This is a genomic window from Streptomyces sp. LARHCF249 (genome assembly GCF_052871255.1).
Map to the genome: position 1 here is coordinate 366881 of NZ_JBIXJQ010000002.1, position 14513 is coordinate 381393.

A 14513-nucleotide genomic window follows, 5' to 3' on the forward strand; every position below is an offset into this window, starting at 1 on the left:
GAGGGCACCCGGGCGGCTTTGAAGGCGTCTTTACGCGGGTCGCCTAGGATCCTCCAGGTGAACAGCACCAACCTCCCCACCGTTTCCGTCGTGGTGATCGCGTACAACGACGCCGGGCTCGTGGGCGAGGCCGTCTCCTCGGCCCTCGCCCAGGGCCCGGTCGTCGCCGAGGTCATCGCCGTGAACGACGCCTCGTCCGACGGCACCGCGCGGGTGCTGGACGAGCTGGCTGCCGCACACCCCCGCCTCAAGGTCGTTCACCGTACGGAGAACAGCGGAGGGTGCGGCACCCCGCGCAACGACGGGATCGCCGTCGCGACCGCCCCGTACGTCCTGTTCCTCGACAGCGACGACGTCCTGCCGGCGGGCGCGGCCGAGGCGCTGGTGCGCGCCGCCGCCCGGCACCGCGCCCCTGTCACCGTCGGCGCCGCCGTACGGCGCGAGCTGCCGCTCCACCACGACGTGCCGTGGATGCCGGGCCTCTACACCCCCGGCGACGTCATCGAGCGGCCCGTGGACCGCCCGGAGCTGGTCCGGGACACCCTGTGCGTCAACAAGCTGTACGAACGCGCCTTCCTGGACGAGCACGGACTGCGCTTCCCCGACGGCCGGTTCGTCTACGAGGACTTCGTCTTCACCTCCCGGGTGCTGGCCGCCGCCCCGCGCATCGCCGTGATCGGCGACCTCGTCTACGTCTGGCACGTGCGCCGCTCCGCCGCCCAGGTGTCGATCTCCCTGGACCGCAAGGACGTCTCGAACTGGCGCTCCCGCATCGAGGCCCACCGCACGGCCTCCCGCACCCTCGCGGCGGCCTCCCCGGTGCTGGGCAGCGCCTGCCAGGTGAAGTTCCTCGAGTACGACCTGCGCATGTACCTGCGGGAGCTCGGCCAGGACCCCGGCTACCAGGCAGCCTGGTGGACCCTGACCCGCGCGTACCTCGACACCTTCGCCGAAGCCGACATCGAGGCCGCCGCGCCCCACGCCCGCTGGATCGTACGGGTGCTGCGCGCCACCGCGACCCCGCCCGCCGACGTCGACCGCCTCACCCGGCTGGCCGCCGAGCCGCCGCGCCTGCTGCCCCCGTACGCGGCCGCCGCCGACGGGGCGCCGGTGTGGAGCGAGGAGCTCCCCGTCGAGCTGGACGGCCTGGCCGGGCTGCCGACGGACCGGCTGCCCGTCACCGTCGACGCCGAGCCGGCCGGGCGCGCGGCCGTCCGGATCCGCCTGCACGACCTGTACGGGCGCCTCGCCGAGGCCGGTCCGCGCACCGTGCAGCTGCGCTTCCTGCCCCGCGCGGGCGGAGAGCCGGTGCTCGCCCAGCCCGTGGAGCTGCGTCCCGACCCGGCGGGCGGCTGGGTCGCGCTGCTGCCCTTCCGCCTCGCCGACGTCGCCGCCACGGGCCGCCGCCAGGGTCTGCGCCGGATGCAGGCGTGGAACGTGGGGGTGGGCGTGCAGTGCGCCGACGGGACCTCCTTGTTCACTTCCCTGCGCCCCCGGGGCCGGCTGCTCCGCCGCCGGGCCCTGCCCAGCAGCCGGTACGGTGTGCTGCTGGCGCAGCCCTACCGCACGGGGGCCGGCGCGCTCGCGCTGCGCCTCGCGCCCGGCGCCGAGGGCGCGCTCTACCTCGTGCGCAACCGCCTCCACCGTGCCCGGGCAGGCCACGGGGCGGGCTGAAGACCGCTTCTTTCATACTCGGACAGGACCAGGGAGATACACATGACGTTTCTGATCACCGGTGGCGCCGGATACATCGGCGCGCACGTCGTCCGGGCGATGCTGCTCGCCGGGGAGAAGGTGGTCGTCCTCGACGACCTCTCCACGGGCAACGAGAACCGTGTCCCGGAGGGCGTACCGCTGGTGGTCGGCTCGGTCCTGGACCGGCTGGTCCTCGACGAGACCATCGCCGAGCACAAGATCACCGGTGTGGTGCACCTCGCGGGCAAGAAGCAGGTCGGCGAGTCCGTGGAGAAGCCGCTGTACTACTACCACGAGAACGTGCAGGGCCTGACGGTCCTGCTGCAGGCCGTGGCGGCCGCGGGCATCCGCAACTTCCTCTTCTCGTCCTCCGCCTCCGTGTACGGCATGCCCGACGTGGACCTGGTCACCGAGGACACCCCGTGCGCGCCGCTGAGCCCGTACGGCGAGACCAAGCTGGCCGGCGAGTGGCTGGTCCGCGCGGCGGGCAAGGCGCACGGCATCTCCACCGCCTGCCTGCGCTACTTCAACGTGGCGGGCGCCGCCACTCCCGAGCTCGCCGACACCGGCGTCTTCAACCTGGTCCCGATGGTCTTCGAGCGCTACGACGCCGGCCAGGGCGCCAAGATCTTCGGCGACGACTACCCGACCCCGGACGGCACCTGCATCCGCGACTACATCCACGTCGAGGACCTGGCGGAGGCCCACGTGGCGGCCGCCCGCAAGCTCGCCGAGTGGGCCGCGGCCGGGGACTACAAGGACCTCACCGTCAACATCGGGCGCGGCGAGGGCGTCTCCGTCGCCGAGATGGTCGAGCTCCTGAACAAGAACACCGGGCACGACTACGCCCCGGTGATCAGCCCGCGCCGTCCCGGCGACCCGGCGAAGGTCGTGGCCTCGGCCGACAAGATCACCGGTGAGCTGGGCTGGAAGGCCCGGCACGACGTCCGCGAGATGGTGACCTCCGCCTGGGCGGGCTGGGAGGCCAACAAGGCCGCCCGCCGCGACGCCCGCAAGGACGTCCACGAGGCCTGATCCCACCCCGTCCACGCGAGAGCCGCCCGCCCCGGGCATCCGGGGCGGGCGGCTCTCGTGCGTACGGTCAGCGCTCCAGGAAGGCGAACAGGGCCTCCCACCGGTCGGTGATCTCGGCGCTGGAGTACCGCTTCACCGACTGGAAGGCGGTGTCGCCGAGCCGTTCGCGCAGCTCGCGGTCGGACATCAGCGCGTCCAGGTGCCCGGCCAGCTCCATCGTGTTGCCCAGCCGGGCCAGCAGCCCGTCCTCGCCGTGCGTGACGATCTCCCGTACGCCCGGCGCGCAGTCGAAGGCGGCCACGGGCACGCCCGCCGCCATCGCCTCCAGCAGGGTGATGGGGAACCCTTCGGCCCGCGAGGCCTGCGCGAACACCGACGCGCCGCGCAGCGCGCCCAGCACGTCGTCCGTGCTGCCCATCCACTCCACCGAGTCGTCCAGCCCCAGCGCGGTGCAGTGCGCCCGCAGGGCCGCCTCCTCCAGGCCCGCCCCGTAGATCCGCAGGACCCAGTCCGGGTGGTGCGGGGCGGCGTCGGCCCACGCGTCCAGCAGCAGGTCGACGCCCTTCTCGAAGGCGAGGCGGCCGACGCTGGCGACGACCTTCTCCGTCCGCGGGGCGGGGGACTGCGGCATGAAGGGCAGCGGGTTCGGCATGCTCCCGACGTTCTCCATGCCCGCCCGGATCCACAGGTCCGCGTCCTCGGCGGTCAGCACCAGCAGCCGGTCGACCTCCGGGTAGTGGCGGCGGACCCGCTCACCGCGGGTGGACTTCTGGCTGGCCGCGAACGACTCGTGGCTCATGCCGATGACGCTGAGCCCCTTGGTGTCGGCGAGCGCCACCCACTCCATCGCCCAGACCTGGGTGACGATCACGACAGCGCCGGGGCGGGCGGCGCGGAAGAGCTCGCTCAGCTGCTCCGCCTTGGCCCGCATCCGCGCCCGCCGGGCGGCCTGGCGGCGCCGCTCGGGCGCGTTCAGCCGTCCCTTGATCCCGTGCAGCCGGCGCGCCGCCGGCGGGTGGGCCTCGTACAGGGTGGTCATCTCGTACGGGAGGTCCGCGGGCAGCTTCTGCCGGATCTCCTCGGCGACCGGGGCGATGCCGACGATGTGCACCCTGTGCCCGCGCTCGGTGAAGAGCCGGGCCATCTGGTGCGACCACGTGGTCACGCCGCCGAGCTCGTCGACGTTGTTGGAGACGAGGAAGATGTCACGGCCGCCCGGGGTGGCGGTCTGCTGGCTCACTTGCCGCTCCTGGTGAAGAACTTCTCGACGATCTGGCGGGCCGCGTCCCCGCGGTCGTACTCGCCGAACTCGGTGAGGAAGCGCTGGCGCGCCTCCGCGTACTTGGCGTCCGCCTCGTCGAAGGCGGAGAGGGCCTGCAGGAGTTCGTCCGCCGTCGCCACCACCGGGCCCGGGGCCTTCTCCTTCAGGTCGAAGTACGTGCCGCGGATGTCGTTCGCGTAGGTGTCGTAGTCGTACGCGAAGAACAGCATCGGCCGGTCCAGGACCGCGTAGTCGAACATCACGGACGAGTAGTCGGTGATCAGACCGTCGGCGAGGGCCAGCAGCGGGGTGATGTCGTGGTGCCGGGACACGTCGACCACCCGGCCCGCGACCGACGGCGGCAGCGAGACGCTGTTGAGGTAGTGGGTGCGCACCAGCAGCGTGAAGCGGTCGCCGAGCCGGTCGGCGAACTCCTCCACGTCGAAGGGGAACGTGAAGCCCTCCACCGCGCCGTCCGGGCCCGCCCGGAAGGTCGGCGCGTAGAGCAGCACCTTCTTCTCCGGGTCGATGCCGAGCTCGGCAGCCAGCGGACCGCGGACCCGCTCACCGCTGTCCGCCTCGGTCCGGTGTGCCTCGACGAGGGCGTCGTTGCGCGGGTAGCCCGTGCGCAGCAGCACCTCGTCGCGCAGCCTGAAGCCCTTGGCCAGGGTGCGGGCGTCGTGCTCGGAGCGGATCAGGAAGTGGTCGAAGCGGTCGATCGCCGCCTGGAAGCGGGCCTGGCCCGCGCGCCCCTGCGCCTTGGTGCGGGGCTCGTGGAAGCCCATCCGCTTGAGCGCGGAGCCGTGCCAGGTCTGGATGTACGTCGTGCCCGGGCGCTTGGCCAGGGCCAGCGGGAAGCCCTGGTTGTCGACCCAGAACTCGGCCTGGGCCAGGGCCCGCAGGTACGGCCAGCTCCAGCGGCGCACCAGGGCGGCCTCCTTGGGGAAGCCGGTGGGCCGGGCTCCGGCGTACGACCAGATCGCCTCGAACGGGGCGCCCTGGCGCACCAGCTCCTCGTAGATGGCCTTCGGGCTGTCGCTGTACTGCTTGCCCATGTGGCTCTCGAAGACGACCGTGCCCTTCTTGACCGGCAGCTTCGAGAAGACCTCGTGGTAGACCTTCACCTTCTGCTCGCCCGAGCCCATGCTCCGGCGCACCCGCAGGGCCTTGCGCAGGCCCCGCTTGACCACGTTGGCCGCCTTGCCCTGTATGGCGTTGTTGATCAGGCTCTGGGTGCGCACCGCGGCGGCGCTCTCGGCGGCCAGGACGTAGGAGAGGTTGCCCTTCTTGGTGACCTCCGGCTCGAAGCGGTCGGAGACCAGCCGGGTCAGCCGCGGCCGTACGCGCAGCCGGGCCGCCGACTCCAGGTCGACGCCGCCGACCGACACGCGGGTGGTGATCTTCTCGTTTCCGGCGGTCAGCTTCAGCCGGACGTCCCAGACGGCGTCGATGATGCCGAGCGGGCGGACGGTGCTGCCGATGTCGGCCGTGCCGGTCCACTCGATCGTGTCACCGGCGTGGCGAACGGTTGCCACCGGGAAGCTGAAAGAACGCACGCCGATCTGCCGCCGGGCCCGCAGCTCGAGCGAGGCCTTCAGCTCCGCGTCGGCCGGGATCCGGCCGAGCGGGTTCACGACGGCGCCCGACAGCGTGACGGTGCCGCGCCCGTCGTCCTCGTAGGAGGTGAGACGGTTGCCCAGCTGGAGGGAGGGGAGCGGGGTGGTGTGGAAGCCCTGCTCGGTGACGTCCAGTATCCGGCGGGCCTCGGCGCCGTCGGCCCCGGCGTCGCCGTCGATGTGCTTCGCACACCAGTAGACGCGCCCGTCCCGCTCGGCGAGCGGGGAGGAGAGCCGACCCTTGTTGGTCATGGCGTCGGCGGCCGGGAGCAGGTTGTCCCAGTCCTCCTTGCCCAGCAGGTAGGCGCAGATGGCCTGCAGGTACGTGACGTTCTCGTACGCCGCCGGGTCGATCCCGGCGAGGTAGCCGTTGGCGAGCCGGGCGAACTCCTGGCGGTACGCGTCGCTCAGCAGGGGCAGGTCGCGCAGGTGCAGGACCAGGTCGTGCTTGAGGAACTTGGCGTCCTTCGCGGACTTGATGTCCGTGTGGCCCTTGGCGGCCAGCAGCTCGTCGACACGGCGGTGGATCTCCATCCGGTGGACGAAGTTCGCGATCTCGTGGCGCCGGTTGCTGATCGACTTCGCCGCGGCCTTCTCGACCACGTTCCAGAAGTAGACGTGGTTCGGGATCAGCGTGATGCGGCGGGCGGCGACGTACGCCTGCGCGGAGAACAGCAGGTCCTCGTAGTGGATCCCGACCGGGAACTCCAGGCCCTGCTCCAGCAGGAACGCGCGCCGGTAGCACTTGTTCGTGGAGAGGGTGTCGTAGACCAGCAGGTCGGGGAACTCGGTGATCGACTCCAGCGTGCGCGTGCGCGAGTAGATCCAGGGGTACCACTCGGTGGTCTTCTCCCACCGGTTGTCCAGGTGCACCCGGACGCACATGCCCGAGACCAGGTCGGAGCCGGTGCGCTCGGCGGCGTCCAGCATGTTCCGGCAGGCGTTGCGCTCGAGGACGTCGTCGCTGTCCAGGAACATGACGTACGTGCCGGTGGCCTGCTGGATGCCGTGGTTGCGGGGCGCGCCGCAGCCACCGCTGTTCTCCGGCAGCCGGAAGGCGCGCACTCTCCCCGGATGCGCAGATTCCAGTTCCTGGGCGACCGCGTAGGACCGGTCCTTGCTGCAGTCGTCGACGATCACGACTTCGACCCCGTGCAGGGTCTGGTCCAAAACCGACTGGACTGCTGTCGACAGACGCTCTGCGTCGTTGTAGACGATGACGACCACGGAGACGTCGGGCACGTGCACCTCGATCCCTTCGTTTCGTTGCGTTTCGTTCAGCTCATTCCGCTTATCTCGTCCACGCTACCGTGCGCCGCACTCGTCTCAGGCAGGCCGACTCCCGGCATGCATACTTCTAAGGAAGAGGTGAGTGGCGGGTCCGGTCGCCGACAATCACCCGTTCGGACCCAGCAGGAAGTGTTCATGACGAAGCTGTCCGTAGTTGTCCCTTGCTACAACGAAGAGGCCGTCATCGACAGCTTCGACGTCGAGATCCGCAGGGTTCTGGACGCCCTGCCCGTCGAGTACGAGGTCTGCTACGTCGACGACGGAAGCCGCGACGGCACCCTCGGCAAGCTCCGGAAGATCGCGGCCGAGCACGGCGAGCAGACCCGGTACGTCTCCTTCAGCCGCAACTTCGGCAAGGAGGCCGGCATGCTCGCCGGGCTGCGCGAGGCAACCGGCGACGCCGTGGTGATCATGGACGCGGACCTCCAGCACCCGCCGGAGCTCATCGCGACCATGCTCGACTACTACCGGCAGGGCCACGACCAGATCATCGCCCGCCGCACGCGCGAGGGCGACAAGAAGCTCCGCTCCGCACTCAGCCGCCTCTACTACCGGGGCGTCAACCGCTGGGTGGACGTGGAACTCACCGACGGCGTCGGGGACTTCCGCATGCTCTCGCGCCCGGCCGTGGACGCCCTGCTGTCGCTGCCGGAGTACAACCGCTTCTCCAAGGGCCTCTTCTCCTGGATCGGCTTCGACACCGTCCACTTCGACTACCGCAACGCGCAGCGCGAGGCCGGCGAGACGAAGTGGAAGCTCGGCTCCCTGCTGAACTACGGCATGGACGGCCTGATCTCCTTCAACAACCGGCCGCTGCGGATCGGGATCTGGCTCGGCGTGTCGCTGGTCGCCCTGACTTGCCTGTACGCGCTGTGGATCACCGTCATGGCGATCACCAACGGCGTCGAGTCCCCCGGGTACGTCACGCTGGTGGCGATCATCACCGGCCTGGGCGGCGTACAGATGATCATGCTGGGCCTGATCGGCGAGTACATCGGCCGCATCTACTACGAGACCAAGCGCCGGCCGCACTTCCTGGTGAAGGAATCGCACGGCGGGGAACGCGCCGGCGGCGCGGCCCGTGTGCGGAAGGCCTCGATCGTGGAGCGCAGCTCCCGATGAGCAGCAGCGGTCGCAAGGACCAGCTCGGCCAGATCTTCCGCTTCGCCCTCGTGGGCGGGGTCAACACCGGCACCTTCTTCGGCATCTACCTGCTCCTGCACCCGTGGATGCCGTACTTCGCCGCGTACTCGCTCGCGTTCGTGCTGGCGATGGTCGGCTCGTTCTTCATGAACACCTACTTCACCTACCGGACCCGGCCGACGTGGAAGAAGTTCCTCCTCTTCCCGCTGACGAACGTCACGAACTACGTGATCCAGTCGGCCGGCCTCTACGCCCTCGTGGCCTGGGCCGGCATGGACACCCGGATCGCCCCGCTGGTCGCGGCGGTCGTGGCCATCCCGTTCACCTTCCTGATCTCGCGCAGGATCCTCGTCCCGGGCGCCGCCCGGGCCGCGGAGCCGGAGCCCGTGGACGCCGGGCCGTCCAGGGTCTGAAACCCCCGCGCGACCGCCCCTTGCCACCCCGTAGATTTGAGCAGGCAGGCATTCCGGCAAGGGGCAAGGGGACAGACGTGTCAGCGGCTAGGCAAGGTGTCGTGGACGCCCGCAGGATCGTGGTCAAGGTCGGCTCCTCCTCCCTGACCACGGCGGCCGGCGGTCTCGACGCCGACCGGGTGGACGCGCTGGTCGACGTCCTGGCCAAGGCCCGCAGCGGCGGGGAGAAGGAGATCGTCCTCGTCTCCAGCGGAGCCATCGCCGCCGGACTCTCCCCGCTCGGACTGCGCCGCCGCCCCAAGGACCTGGCCCGGCAGCAGGCCGCCGCCAGCGTCGGGCAGGGCCTGCTCGTCGCCCGGTACACCGCCTCCTTCGCCCGGTACGGCGTCCGCGTCGGCCAGGTACTGCTCACCACCGACGACACCAGCCGGCGGGCGCACTACCGCAACGCCTACCGGACCCTGGACCAGCTGCTGGCCATGGGCGCGCTGCCCGTCGTCAACGAGAACGACACCGTCGCCACGGACGAGATCCGCTTCGGCGACAACGACCGTCTCGCGGCCCTCGTCGCCCACCTCGTCCGGGCCGATCTGCTGGTGCTGCTGTCCGACGTGGACGGCCTCTACGACGGCGACCCGTCGCTGCCCGGCGCCACCCGCATCGACGAGGTCCGCGGCCCCGAGGACATCGCGCACGTCTCCATCGGCAGCGCGGGCAAGGCGGGCGTGGGCACCGGCGGCATGGTCACCAAGGTCGAGGCGGCCCGCATCGCGGCCGCCGCCGGGATCCCGGTGGTGCTGACCTCCGCGAGCCAGGCCGCCGACGCGCTGGCCGGGCGTGCCACGGGCACGCACTTCCACGCCACCGGCCGCCGCTCGGCGGACCGGCTGCTCTGGCTCCAGCACGCGTCCACGCCCCAGGGGCACCTGGTGCTCGACGACGGCGCGGTGCGCGCGGTCACCGAGCGCGGCAGCTCGCTGCTGCCCGCCGGGATCGCGGCGGTCGAAGGCGACTTCGTGGCGGGCGACCCCGTGGAACTGCGCGCCGCCGACGGCCGCGCCGTGGCCCGGGGCCTGGTCAACTTCGACGCCAAGGAGCTCCCGCAGCTCCTCGGCCGCTCCACCCGAGAGCTCGCGCGGGAACTCGGACCCGCGTACGAGCGGGAGGTCGTCCACCGGGACGATCTGGTCCTGCTCCAGGGCTGAGGTTCGGCAAAACCGCCGCGCGGCGCGCCGTGGGCTGGTCAACTGTGAAGGGCGGGCGGACACGCGTGGCGGAGACAGGAGGCGGCTGGTGAGACGAGCGCTGACCAGTGTCGGTCCGGGGGACGGTGACGGCGGCGGTTGCGGGGACGAGCAGGACCACGACTCGCGCCTCTGGCACGTGACCCTGAGCGTCTCCGGCAAGCCGGCCCCGCTGTCGGACGTCCGGCGCGCACTGGAACAACTGGCCCACGACCACCCCTTCCTGCTGACCAGCCGCTACGCCGACGACCATGCCGAGATCCGGTACTGGGAGGAGGCCCGCGACCTCCACGACGCGGCGGCCGTCGCCCTGCGGCTGTGGGGCGAACACCGCTCGTCGGCGCGGCTTCCCCCCTGGGAGATCGTCGGCCTGGAAGTGATCGACCGGGCCACGTACCACCAACGCGTGGCGGAGGGCTACGGTCCACCCCCCGCCCACCCGGTCGGCGTCCACCCCTACTGACGCGCCGCGGGACGGGGGCTCCGCCCCCGGACCCCCGGACGGAGTCCGGGGAGGGTCCGGGGCGGAGCCCCAGGTCTTCGAACCCGTCCGTCTCGGGGGCTGGAAACCCCGTCGGCCGGGACCCGGCCGGGGACTACCCTGGGCTGCATGACCTCGCTCGATGCCACCACTTCGCCCGTCCTCGCCACCGCGCAGCGGTCCCGCACCGCGGCCGCCGCCATCGCCCCGCTCCCGCGGTCCGCCAAGGACGCGGCCCTGCTGGCGATCGCGGACGCGCTGGAGGCCCGTACGGCCGAGATCATCACGGCCAACGCCGTCGACACCGACAAGGCGAGGGCCGCCGGCACCAGCGAGACCGTCATCGACCGCCTCACCCTGACCCCGGAGCGGGTCGCGGCCATCGCCTCCGACGTACGGGACGTCGCCGCCCTCCCCGACCCCGTCGGAGAGGTCGTCCGCGGCAACACCCTCCCCAACGGCATCGACCTCCGGCAGATCCGCGTCCCCCTCGGCGTCGTCGGCATCATCTACGAGGCCCGCCCCAACGTCACCGTCGACGCCGCCGCCCTCTGCCTCAAGTCCGGCAACGCCGTCCTGCTCCGCGGCAGCTCCTCCGCGTACGCCTCCAACACCGCGCTCGTCGGCATCCTGCGCGACGCCGTCGCCGCCGCCGGACTGCCCGCCGACTCGATCCAGCTCGTCCCCGGCGAGTCCCGCGACTCCGTGCGCGAGCTGATGCGCGCCCGCGGCCTCGTCGACGTGCTCATCCCGCGCGGCGGCGCCTCCCTCATCAAGACCGTGGTCGAGGAGTCCAGCGTCCCGGTCATCGAGACCGGTACCGGCAACTGCCACGTCTACGTCGACGCGCACGCCGACCTCGACATGGCCGTGGAGATCCTCATCAACTCCAAGGCGAGCCGGCCCTCCGTCTGCAACTCCGCCGAGACCCTCCTCGTCCACCGCGACATCGCCGACGCCTTCCTGCCGCGCGCCCTCGACGCCCTCGCCGACGCGGGCGTCACCGTCCACGGCGACGCCCGGGTCCTCGCCGCCGCCGAGGACACCAAGGCCACCGCGCTGCCCGCCACCGACGAGGACTGGGCCGCCGAGTACCTGTCCTACGACATCGCCGCCGGAGTCGTGGACTCCCTCGACGAGGCCGTCGCCCACATCCGCCGCTGGACCTCCGGGCACACCGAGGCGATCGTCACCACCTCGCAGGCCGCCGCGCGCCGCTTCACCCAGCTGGTCGACTCGACCACGGTTGCCGTGAATGCCTCCACCCGGTTCACGGACGGTGGCCAGTTCGGCTTCGGCGCCGAGATCGGGATCTCCACGCAGAAGCTGCACGCCCGGGGACCGATGGGCCTTCCCGAGCTGACCTCCACCAAGTACATCGTCACCGGCGACGGTCACGTCCGGTAATCGGCGGCTCAACACGGCGTGGCCGGATTTCGGCGCACACCCTGCCCAAAGCAGCCCCCCAGGTCTAGGCTGGTCCCGTGCCGGACGACGTGGGGGGCAAGTTCCCGGACGACGGGGAGCCCGACGACGACCGCGGAGGCGCGGACAAGGACTTCGCCTCCGTGGTGTTCGACGAGGCCTTCGTCCAGAACGCCGAGATCCATGAACCGAGCGCCGCGGAGCGCCAGCGGGCGGCCGACCGGGCGCGCGCCGAGGCCGAAGCCGCCCGCGCCGTCGCCGGAGGCTGGACGGGCGACGACGACTACGGATACGGCCACCCCGACGAGTACGGCCTCGACGACCACGGCTGGGACCACGACCGCGGCCACCACGGCTCCGACGCCCCGTACGGAGCCTACGGCGGCAGCCTGCGCCCCTACCGCGGCCGCTCGCCCTGGCTGCGTCCCGTCGCCTGGGTGCTCGCCTTCGTGATGGGCCTCGGCATGGTCGCGCTCGCCTTCAGCGCCGTCTACCGCAGTGCCTCGCGCGAGGCGGACCCCGCCCCCGCGCCCGCCAGCACCCCCCTGAGGGAAGTCACCGGCGTCGGCGCGTTTACGTACCCCTCCGACCGCCAACCCTGAAGGTACGACCCCACTCGCATACGCAGGAGCTGGGGGCTTCTCTGAAGCGGGGACAGCGGGGAGAAGCGATGGCCGTGCCAGGAGATCCACCCAACGGCACCCCCGATGGCATCGGCGGTGGTGACGACGAGTTCCGGTCGGACGAGCTCCGCTCGGTGGTGTTCGACGAGGAATTCGTTCGCGCTGCCCGGCTCCAGGAGTTCTCCGCACAGGAGCGCATGGGCGCACACGCCCGCGCCGTCCGCAGCCGCTCCATCTGGTCGACCGGCGGCTCCGGCCCCGGCACCAGCGCGCCCGGCCGGGCCGCCCGCCAGGGCATGCTGCTCGTGCTGCTCATCGCCACGGCCTTCGCCTGCGCCGTCTACATGGGGCTGCGCAACCCCTACGTCCCGCCGCCCGGCGGTCCCGCCGAGCCGCTCACCAGCACCGTGGTCCCGCTCGCCCCCACCGCGGCCGTGCCCGGCGGGAAGCCCGCCGACCTGTACGCGAACAGCCCCGGCGCCGAATACCGCGTCGGGGCGGCCGGAATCACCCTGCCGGCCGTGCGCCGCACGCACCACTTCACCGACGCCCAGGTCGTCACCGCGCTGTCCATCGCCAAGGACTACCTGGTGCAGTCCTCTCTGGATCCCGATGTCCTGGCCGGCACCGCCTCCCGGCCGGTGCGGGTCCTGCTCGACCCCGACCAGCTGGCGCAGTTCGACCGCAGCATGACCTCGCCCACCGGTGACGGCCGGCACTCCGCCACCGGCTGGCTGGTCCGCTTCGACCCGGGCACCGCCGTCGTCGCGGACTCCCGGGTACGGGTGCGGGGCACCCTCGCCTTCGGGGAGGCCACCCCCGACCTGCTGGAGGTGACCACCGACCACACCTTCGTGTACGCCGTACGCCCGGCCACCGGAGCCCCGGCCGCGGTCGACGGCGCCTCGCTCTTCACCGTCCGCCGCGAGCTCCGGCTGCGCTTCGACCGGGAGGACCTGGGCGCCCGGCGGGCGGAGCTGGTCTCGGCCTATGTGATGGCAGGGCCGCAGGCCTGCTCCAGCGACCCGGCCGGCGGATTCCGCCCGCTGCCGGCCGGAGCCGGCCCGACCACGGTCGGCCCGGCCGCGAGCGACCCGTACGCCAGCGGCCACCCGCGGCGCACGGCCGGCCTGTGCGGCGTGCTCGCCCCGTCGTCCGCGACCCAGCCTTCTACCCCGCAGACGACCCCGGTCAGCCCTGCTCCGTAGCCCCGCCCCTTCCCTCCGAGCCGCTGCCGGACCCGGTGCCGGTGAACCTGTCGCGGAGCTTGCCGCCCACGTCGGCCGCGCCGCCCGCGATATCGCCGACCAGCTTGAACAGCGGATCCTTGCTGGTGCGCACCGAGTCGGCGTAGTGCGCGGCGGACTGCCGGAAGGAGTCGGTCACCGAGGTGTCCTTGTCCTCGTCCCGCCGCGGGTAGTGGCCGTCCATGATCCGCTGGAAGTCGCGGCTCTCCGACCACTTCTTCAGCTGGGCCGCCCGGACCGTGGTGAAGGGGTGCGTCCGCGGCAGCATGTTCATGATCTTCAGGACGGAGTCGCGCAGGTCGCCGCTCGACTCGTACTCCTCGGCCTGGGCCAGGAACGCGTCCACGTTCATCTCGTGGAGGTGGTTGCCGCCCGCGATCTTCATCAGGCCGCGCATCGAGGCCTGGACGTCCTGCCCCACCAGCAGCCCGGCCCGGTCCGCCGAGAGCTCGGACTTGCGGAACCACTCCCGCAGCGCGGTCACGATCGCCATGATCGCCACATTGCCCAGCGGGATCCACGCCACCTTCAGCGCCAGGTTCGTCAGGAACAGCAGGATCGTGCGGTACACGGAGTGCCCCGACAGCGCGTGGCCCACCTCGTGGCCCACCACCGCCCGCATCTCCTCCTCGTCGAGCAGCTCGACCAGGCTCGTCGTCACCACGATGATCGGCTCGTCCAGGCCGATGCACATGGCATTGGGCTTCGGGTCCTGCTGCACGTACATCTGCGGGACCTTCTCCAGGTCCAGGATGTAACAGGCGTCCCGCAGCATCTCGTACAGGTGCGGGAACTGCGCCTCGCCCACGCGCACCGAGTCCGACAGGAACAGCAGCCGCAGGCTGCGCTCCGGAAGCAGCCCGCTCAGCGCCTTGAACACCGTGTCGAAGCCGCTCAGCCTGCGCAGCGCGACCAGCGCCGAGCGGTCCGCCGGGTGCTCGTACGCCCGTGAGGAAATGCCGGGGAACCTCTTGCGGTCCCGCGCCGGCACCTTCTCGAACCCTGTCTCCGTCATTGCGCCCTCCCCTGGATCGGCCTGC

Annotated in this window: 12 protein-coding genes; 9 read left to right on the forward strand and 3 right to left on the reverse strand. The window is 71.7% G+C overall.

The window, feature by feature from the left end:
• The first annotated feature begins 57 nt into the window (after positions 1-57).
• Both ACIPUC_RS06475 and galE read left to right on the forward strand, forming a co-directional pair.
• Positions 58-1674 (forward strand): glycosyltransferase family 2 protein, encoded by a 1617-nt coding sequence (locus tag ACIPUC_RS06475; protein WP_446587071.1) that lies wholly within the window; start codon positions 58-60, stop codon positions 1672-1674.
• Between the two features lie 42 nt (positions 1675-1716).
• The gene (gene galE, locus ACIPUC_RS06480) at positions 1717-2730 is read left to right on the forward strand and encodes a UDP-glucose 4-epimerase GalE (RefSeq protein WP_446587072.1); all 1014 of its coding nucleotides are present in this window, start codon (positions 1717-1719) and stop codon (positions 2728-2730) included.
• Positions 2731-2797: 67 nt separating this feature from the next.
• On the opposite strand, the gene ACIPUC_RS06485 is transcribed toward galE, so the two are convergent.
• Together ACIPUC_RS06485 and ACIPUC_RS06490 are read right to left on the reverse strand one after the other, a co-directional pair.
• On the reverse strand, positions 2798-3970 hold the full coding sequence (locus tag ACIPUC_RS06485; RefSeq protein ID WP_446587073.1) for a glycosyltransferase: 1173 nt from the start codon (positions 3968-3970) through the stop codon (positions 2798-2800).
• Entirely contained in the window at positions 3967-6855 is a 2889-nt protein-coding gene (locus tag ACIPUC_RS06490) for a bifunctional glycosyltransferase/CDP-glycerol:glycerophosphate glycerophosphotransferase (protein ID WP_446587074.1), read from the reverse strand. The genes ACIPUC_RS06485 and ACIPUC_RS06490 overlap by 4 nt, the downstream gene beginning before the upstream one ends.
• A gap of 177 nt (positions 6856-7032) precedes the next feature.
• Here ACIPUC_RS06490 and ACIPUC_RS06495 point away from each other — a divergent pair, with 177 nt between their 5' ends.
• The 7 genes from ACIPUC_RS06495 (at position 7033) to ACIPUC_RS06525 (ending at position 13434) form a co-directional block, all read left to right on the forward strand.
• Positions 7033-8019 carry a glycosyltransferase family 2 protein gene (locus ACIPUC_RS06495; RefSeq protein ID WP_446587075.1) on the forward strand — a complete coding sequence of 329 codons (987 nt, stop codon included), beginning with the start codon at positions 7033-7035 and terminating at the stop codon, positions 8017-8019.
• Positions 8016-8453: a GtrA family protein gene (locus tag ACIPUC_RS06500; protein WP_446587076.1), complete on the forward strand. Its 438-nt coding sequence runs from the start codon at positions 8016-8018 to the stop codon at positions 8451-8453. The genes ACIPUC_RS06495 and ACIPUC_RS06500 overlap by 4 nt, the downstream gene beginning before the upstream one ends.
• A gap of 77 nt (positions 8454-8530) precedes the next feature.
• Positions 8531-9658, forward strand: coding sequence for a glutamate 5-kinase (gene proB, locus ACIPUC_RS06505; RefSeq protein WP_446587077.1), 1128 nt, complete (start codon positions 8531-8533; stop codon positions 9656-9658).
• 34 nt (positions 9659-9692) lie between these two features.
• On the forward strand, positions 9693-10160 hold the full coding sequence (locus ACIPUC_RS06510) for a hypothetical protein (protein ID WP_446587634.1): 468 nt from the start codon (positions 9693-9695) through the stop codon (positions 10158-10160).
• 147 nt (positions 10161-10307) lie between these two features.
• Complete coding sequence (locus ACIPUC_RS06515) at positions 10308-11585, forward strand: glutamate-5-semialdehyde dehydrogenase (RefSeq protein ID WP_446587078.1); 1278 nt, start codon at positions 10308-10310, stop codon at positions 11583-11585.
• Between the two features lie 77 nt (positions 11586-11662).
• Positions 11663-12205, forward strand: a complete 543-nt coding sequence (locus ACIPUC_RS06520) for an SCO2584 family spore wall biosynthesis protein (RefSeq protein WP_446587079.1) — start codon at positions 11663-11665, stop codon at positions 12203-12205.
• A gap of 68 nt (positions 12206-12273) precedes the next feature.
• Positions 12274-13434 carry an SCO2583 family membrane protein gene (locus ACIPUC_RS06525; protein ID WP_446587080.1) on the forward strand — a complete coding sequence of 387 codons (1161 nt, stop codon included), beginning with the start codon at positions 12274-12276 and terminating at the stop codon, positions 13432-13434.
• On the opposite strand, the gene ACIPUC_RS06530 is transcribed toward ACIPUC_RS06525, so the two are convergent.
• Complete coding sequence (locus tag ACIPUC_RS06530; RefSeq protein WP_446587081.1) at positions 13418-14488, reverse strand: M48 family metallopeptidase; 1071 nt, start codon at positions 14486-14488, stop codon at positions 13418-13420. The two genes, ACIPUC_RS06525 and ACIPUC_RS06530, sit on opposite strands and share 17 nt — an antisense overlap.
• Positions 14489-14513: the final 25 nt, after the last annotated feature.

Excerpts from the sequence above, each read along its gene's own strand:
- galE (WP_446587072.1), top strand. The coding sequence starts at position 1,717 with ATGACGTTTCTGATCACCGGTGGCGCCGGATACATCGGCGCGCACGTC.
- ACIPUC_RS06495 (WP_446587075.1), top strand. The coding sequence starts at position 7,033 with ATGACGAAGCTGTCCGTAGTTGTCCCTTGCTACAACGAAGAGGCCGTC.
- ACIPUC_RS06500 (WP_446587076.1), top strand. The coding sequence starts at position 8,016 with ATGAGCAGCAGCGGTCGCAAGGACCAGCTCGGCCAGATCTTCCGCTTC.
- ACIPUC_RS06515 (WP_446587078.1), top strand. The coding sequence starts at position 10,308 with ATGACCTCGCTCGATGCCACCACTTCGCCCGTCCTCGCCACCGCGCAG.
- ACIPUC_RS06525 (WP_446587080.1), top strand. The coding sequence starts at position 12,274 with ATGGCCGTGCCAGGAGATCCACCCAACGGCACCCCCGATGGCATCGGC.
- ACIPUC_RS06530 (WP_446587081.1), bottom strand. The coding sequence starts at position 14,488 with ATGACGGAGACAGGGTTCGAGAAGGTGCCGGCGCGGGACCGCAAGAGG.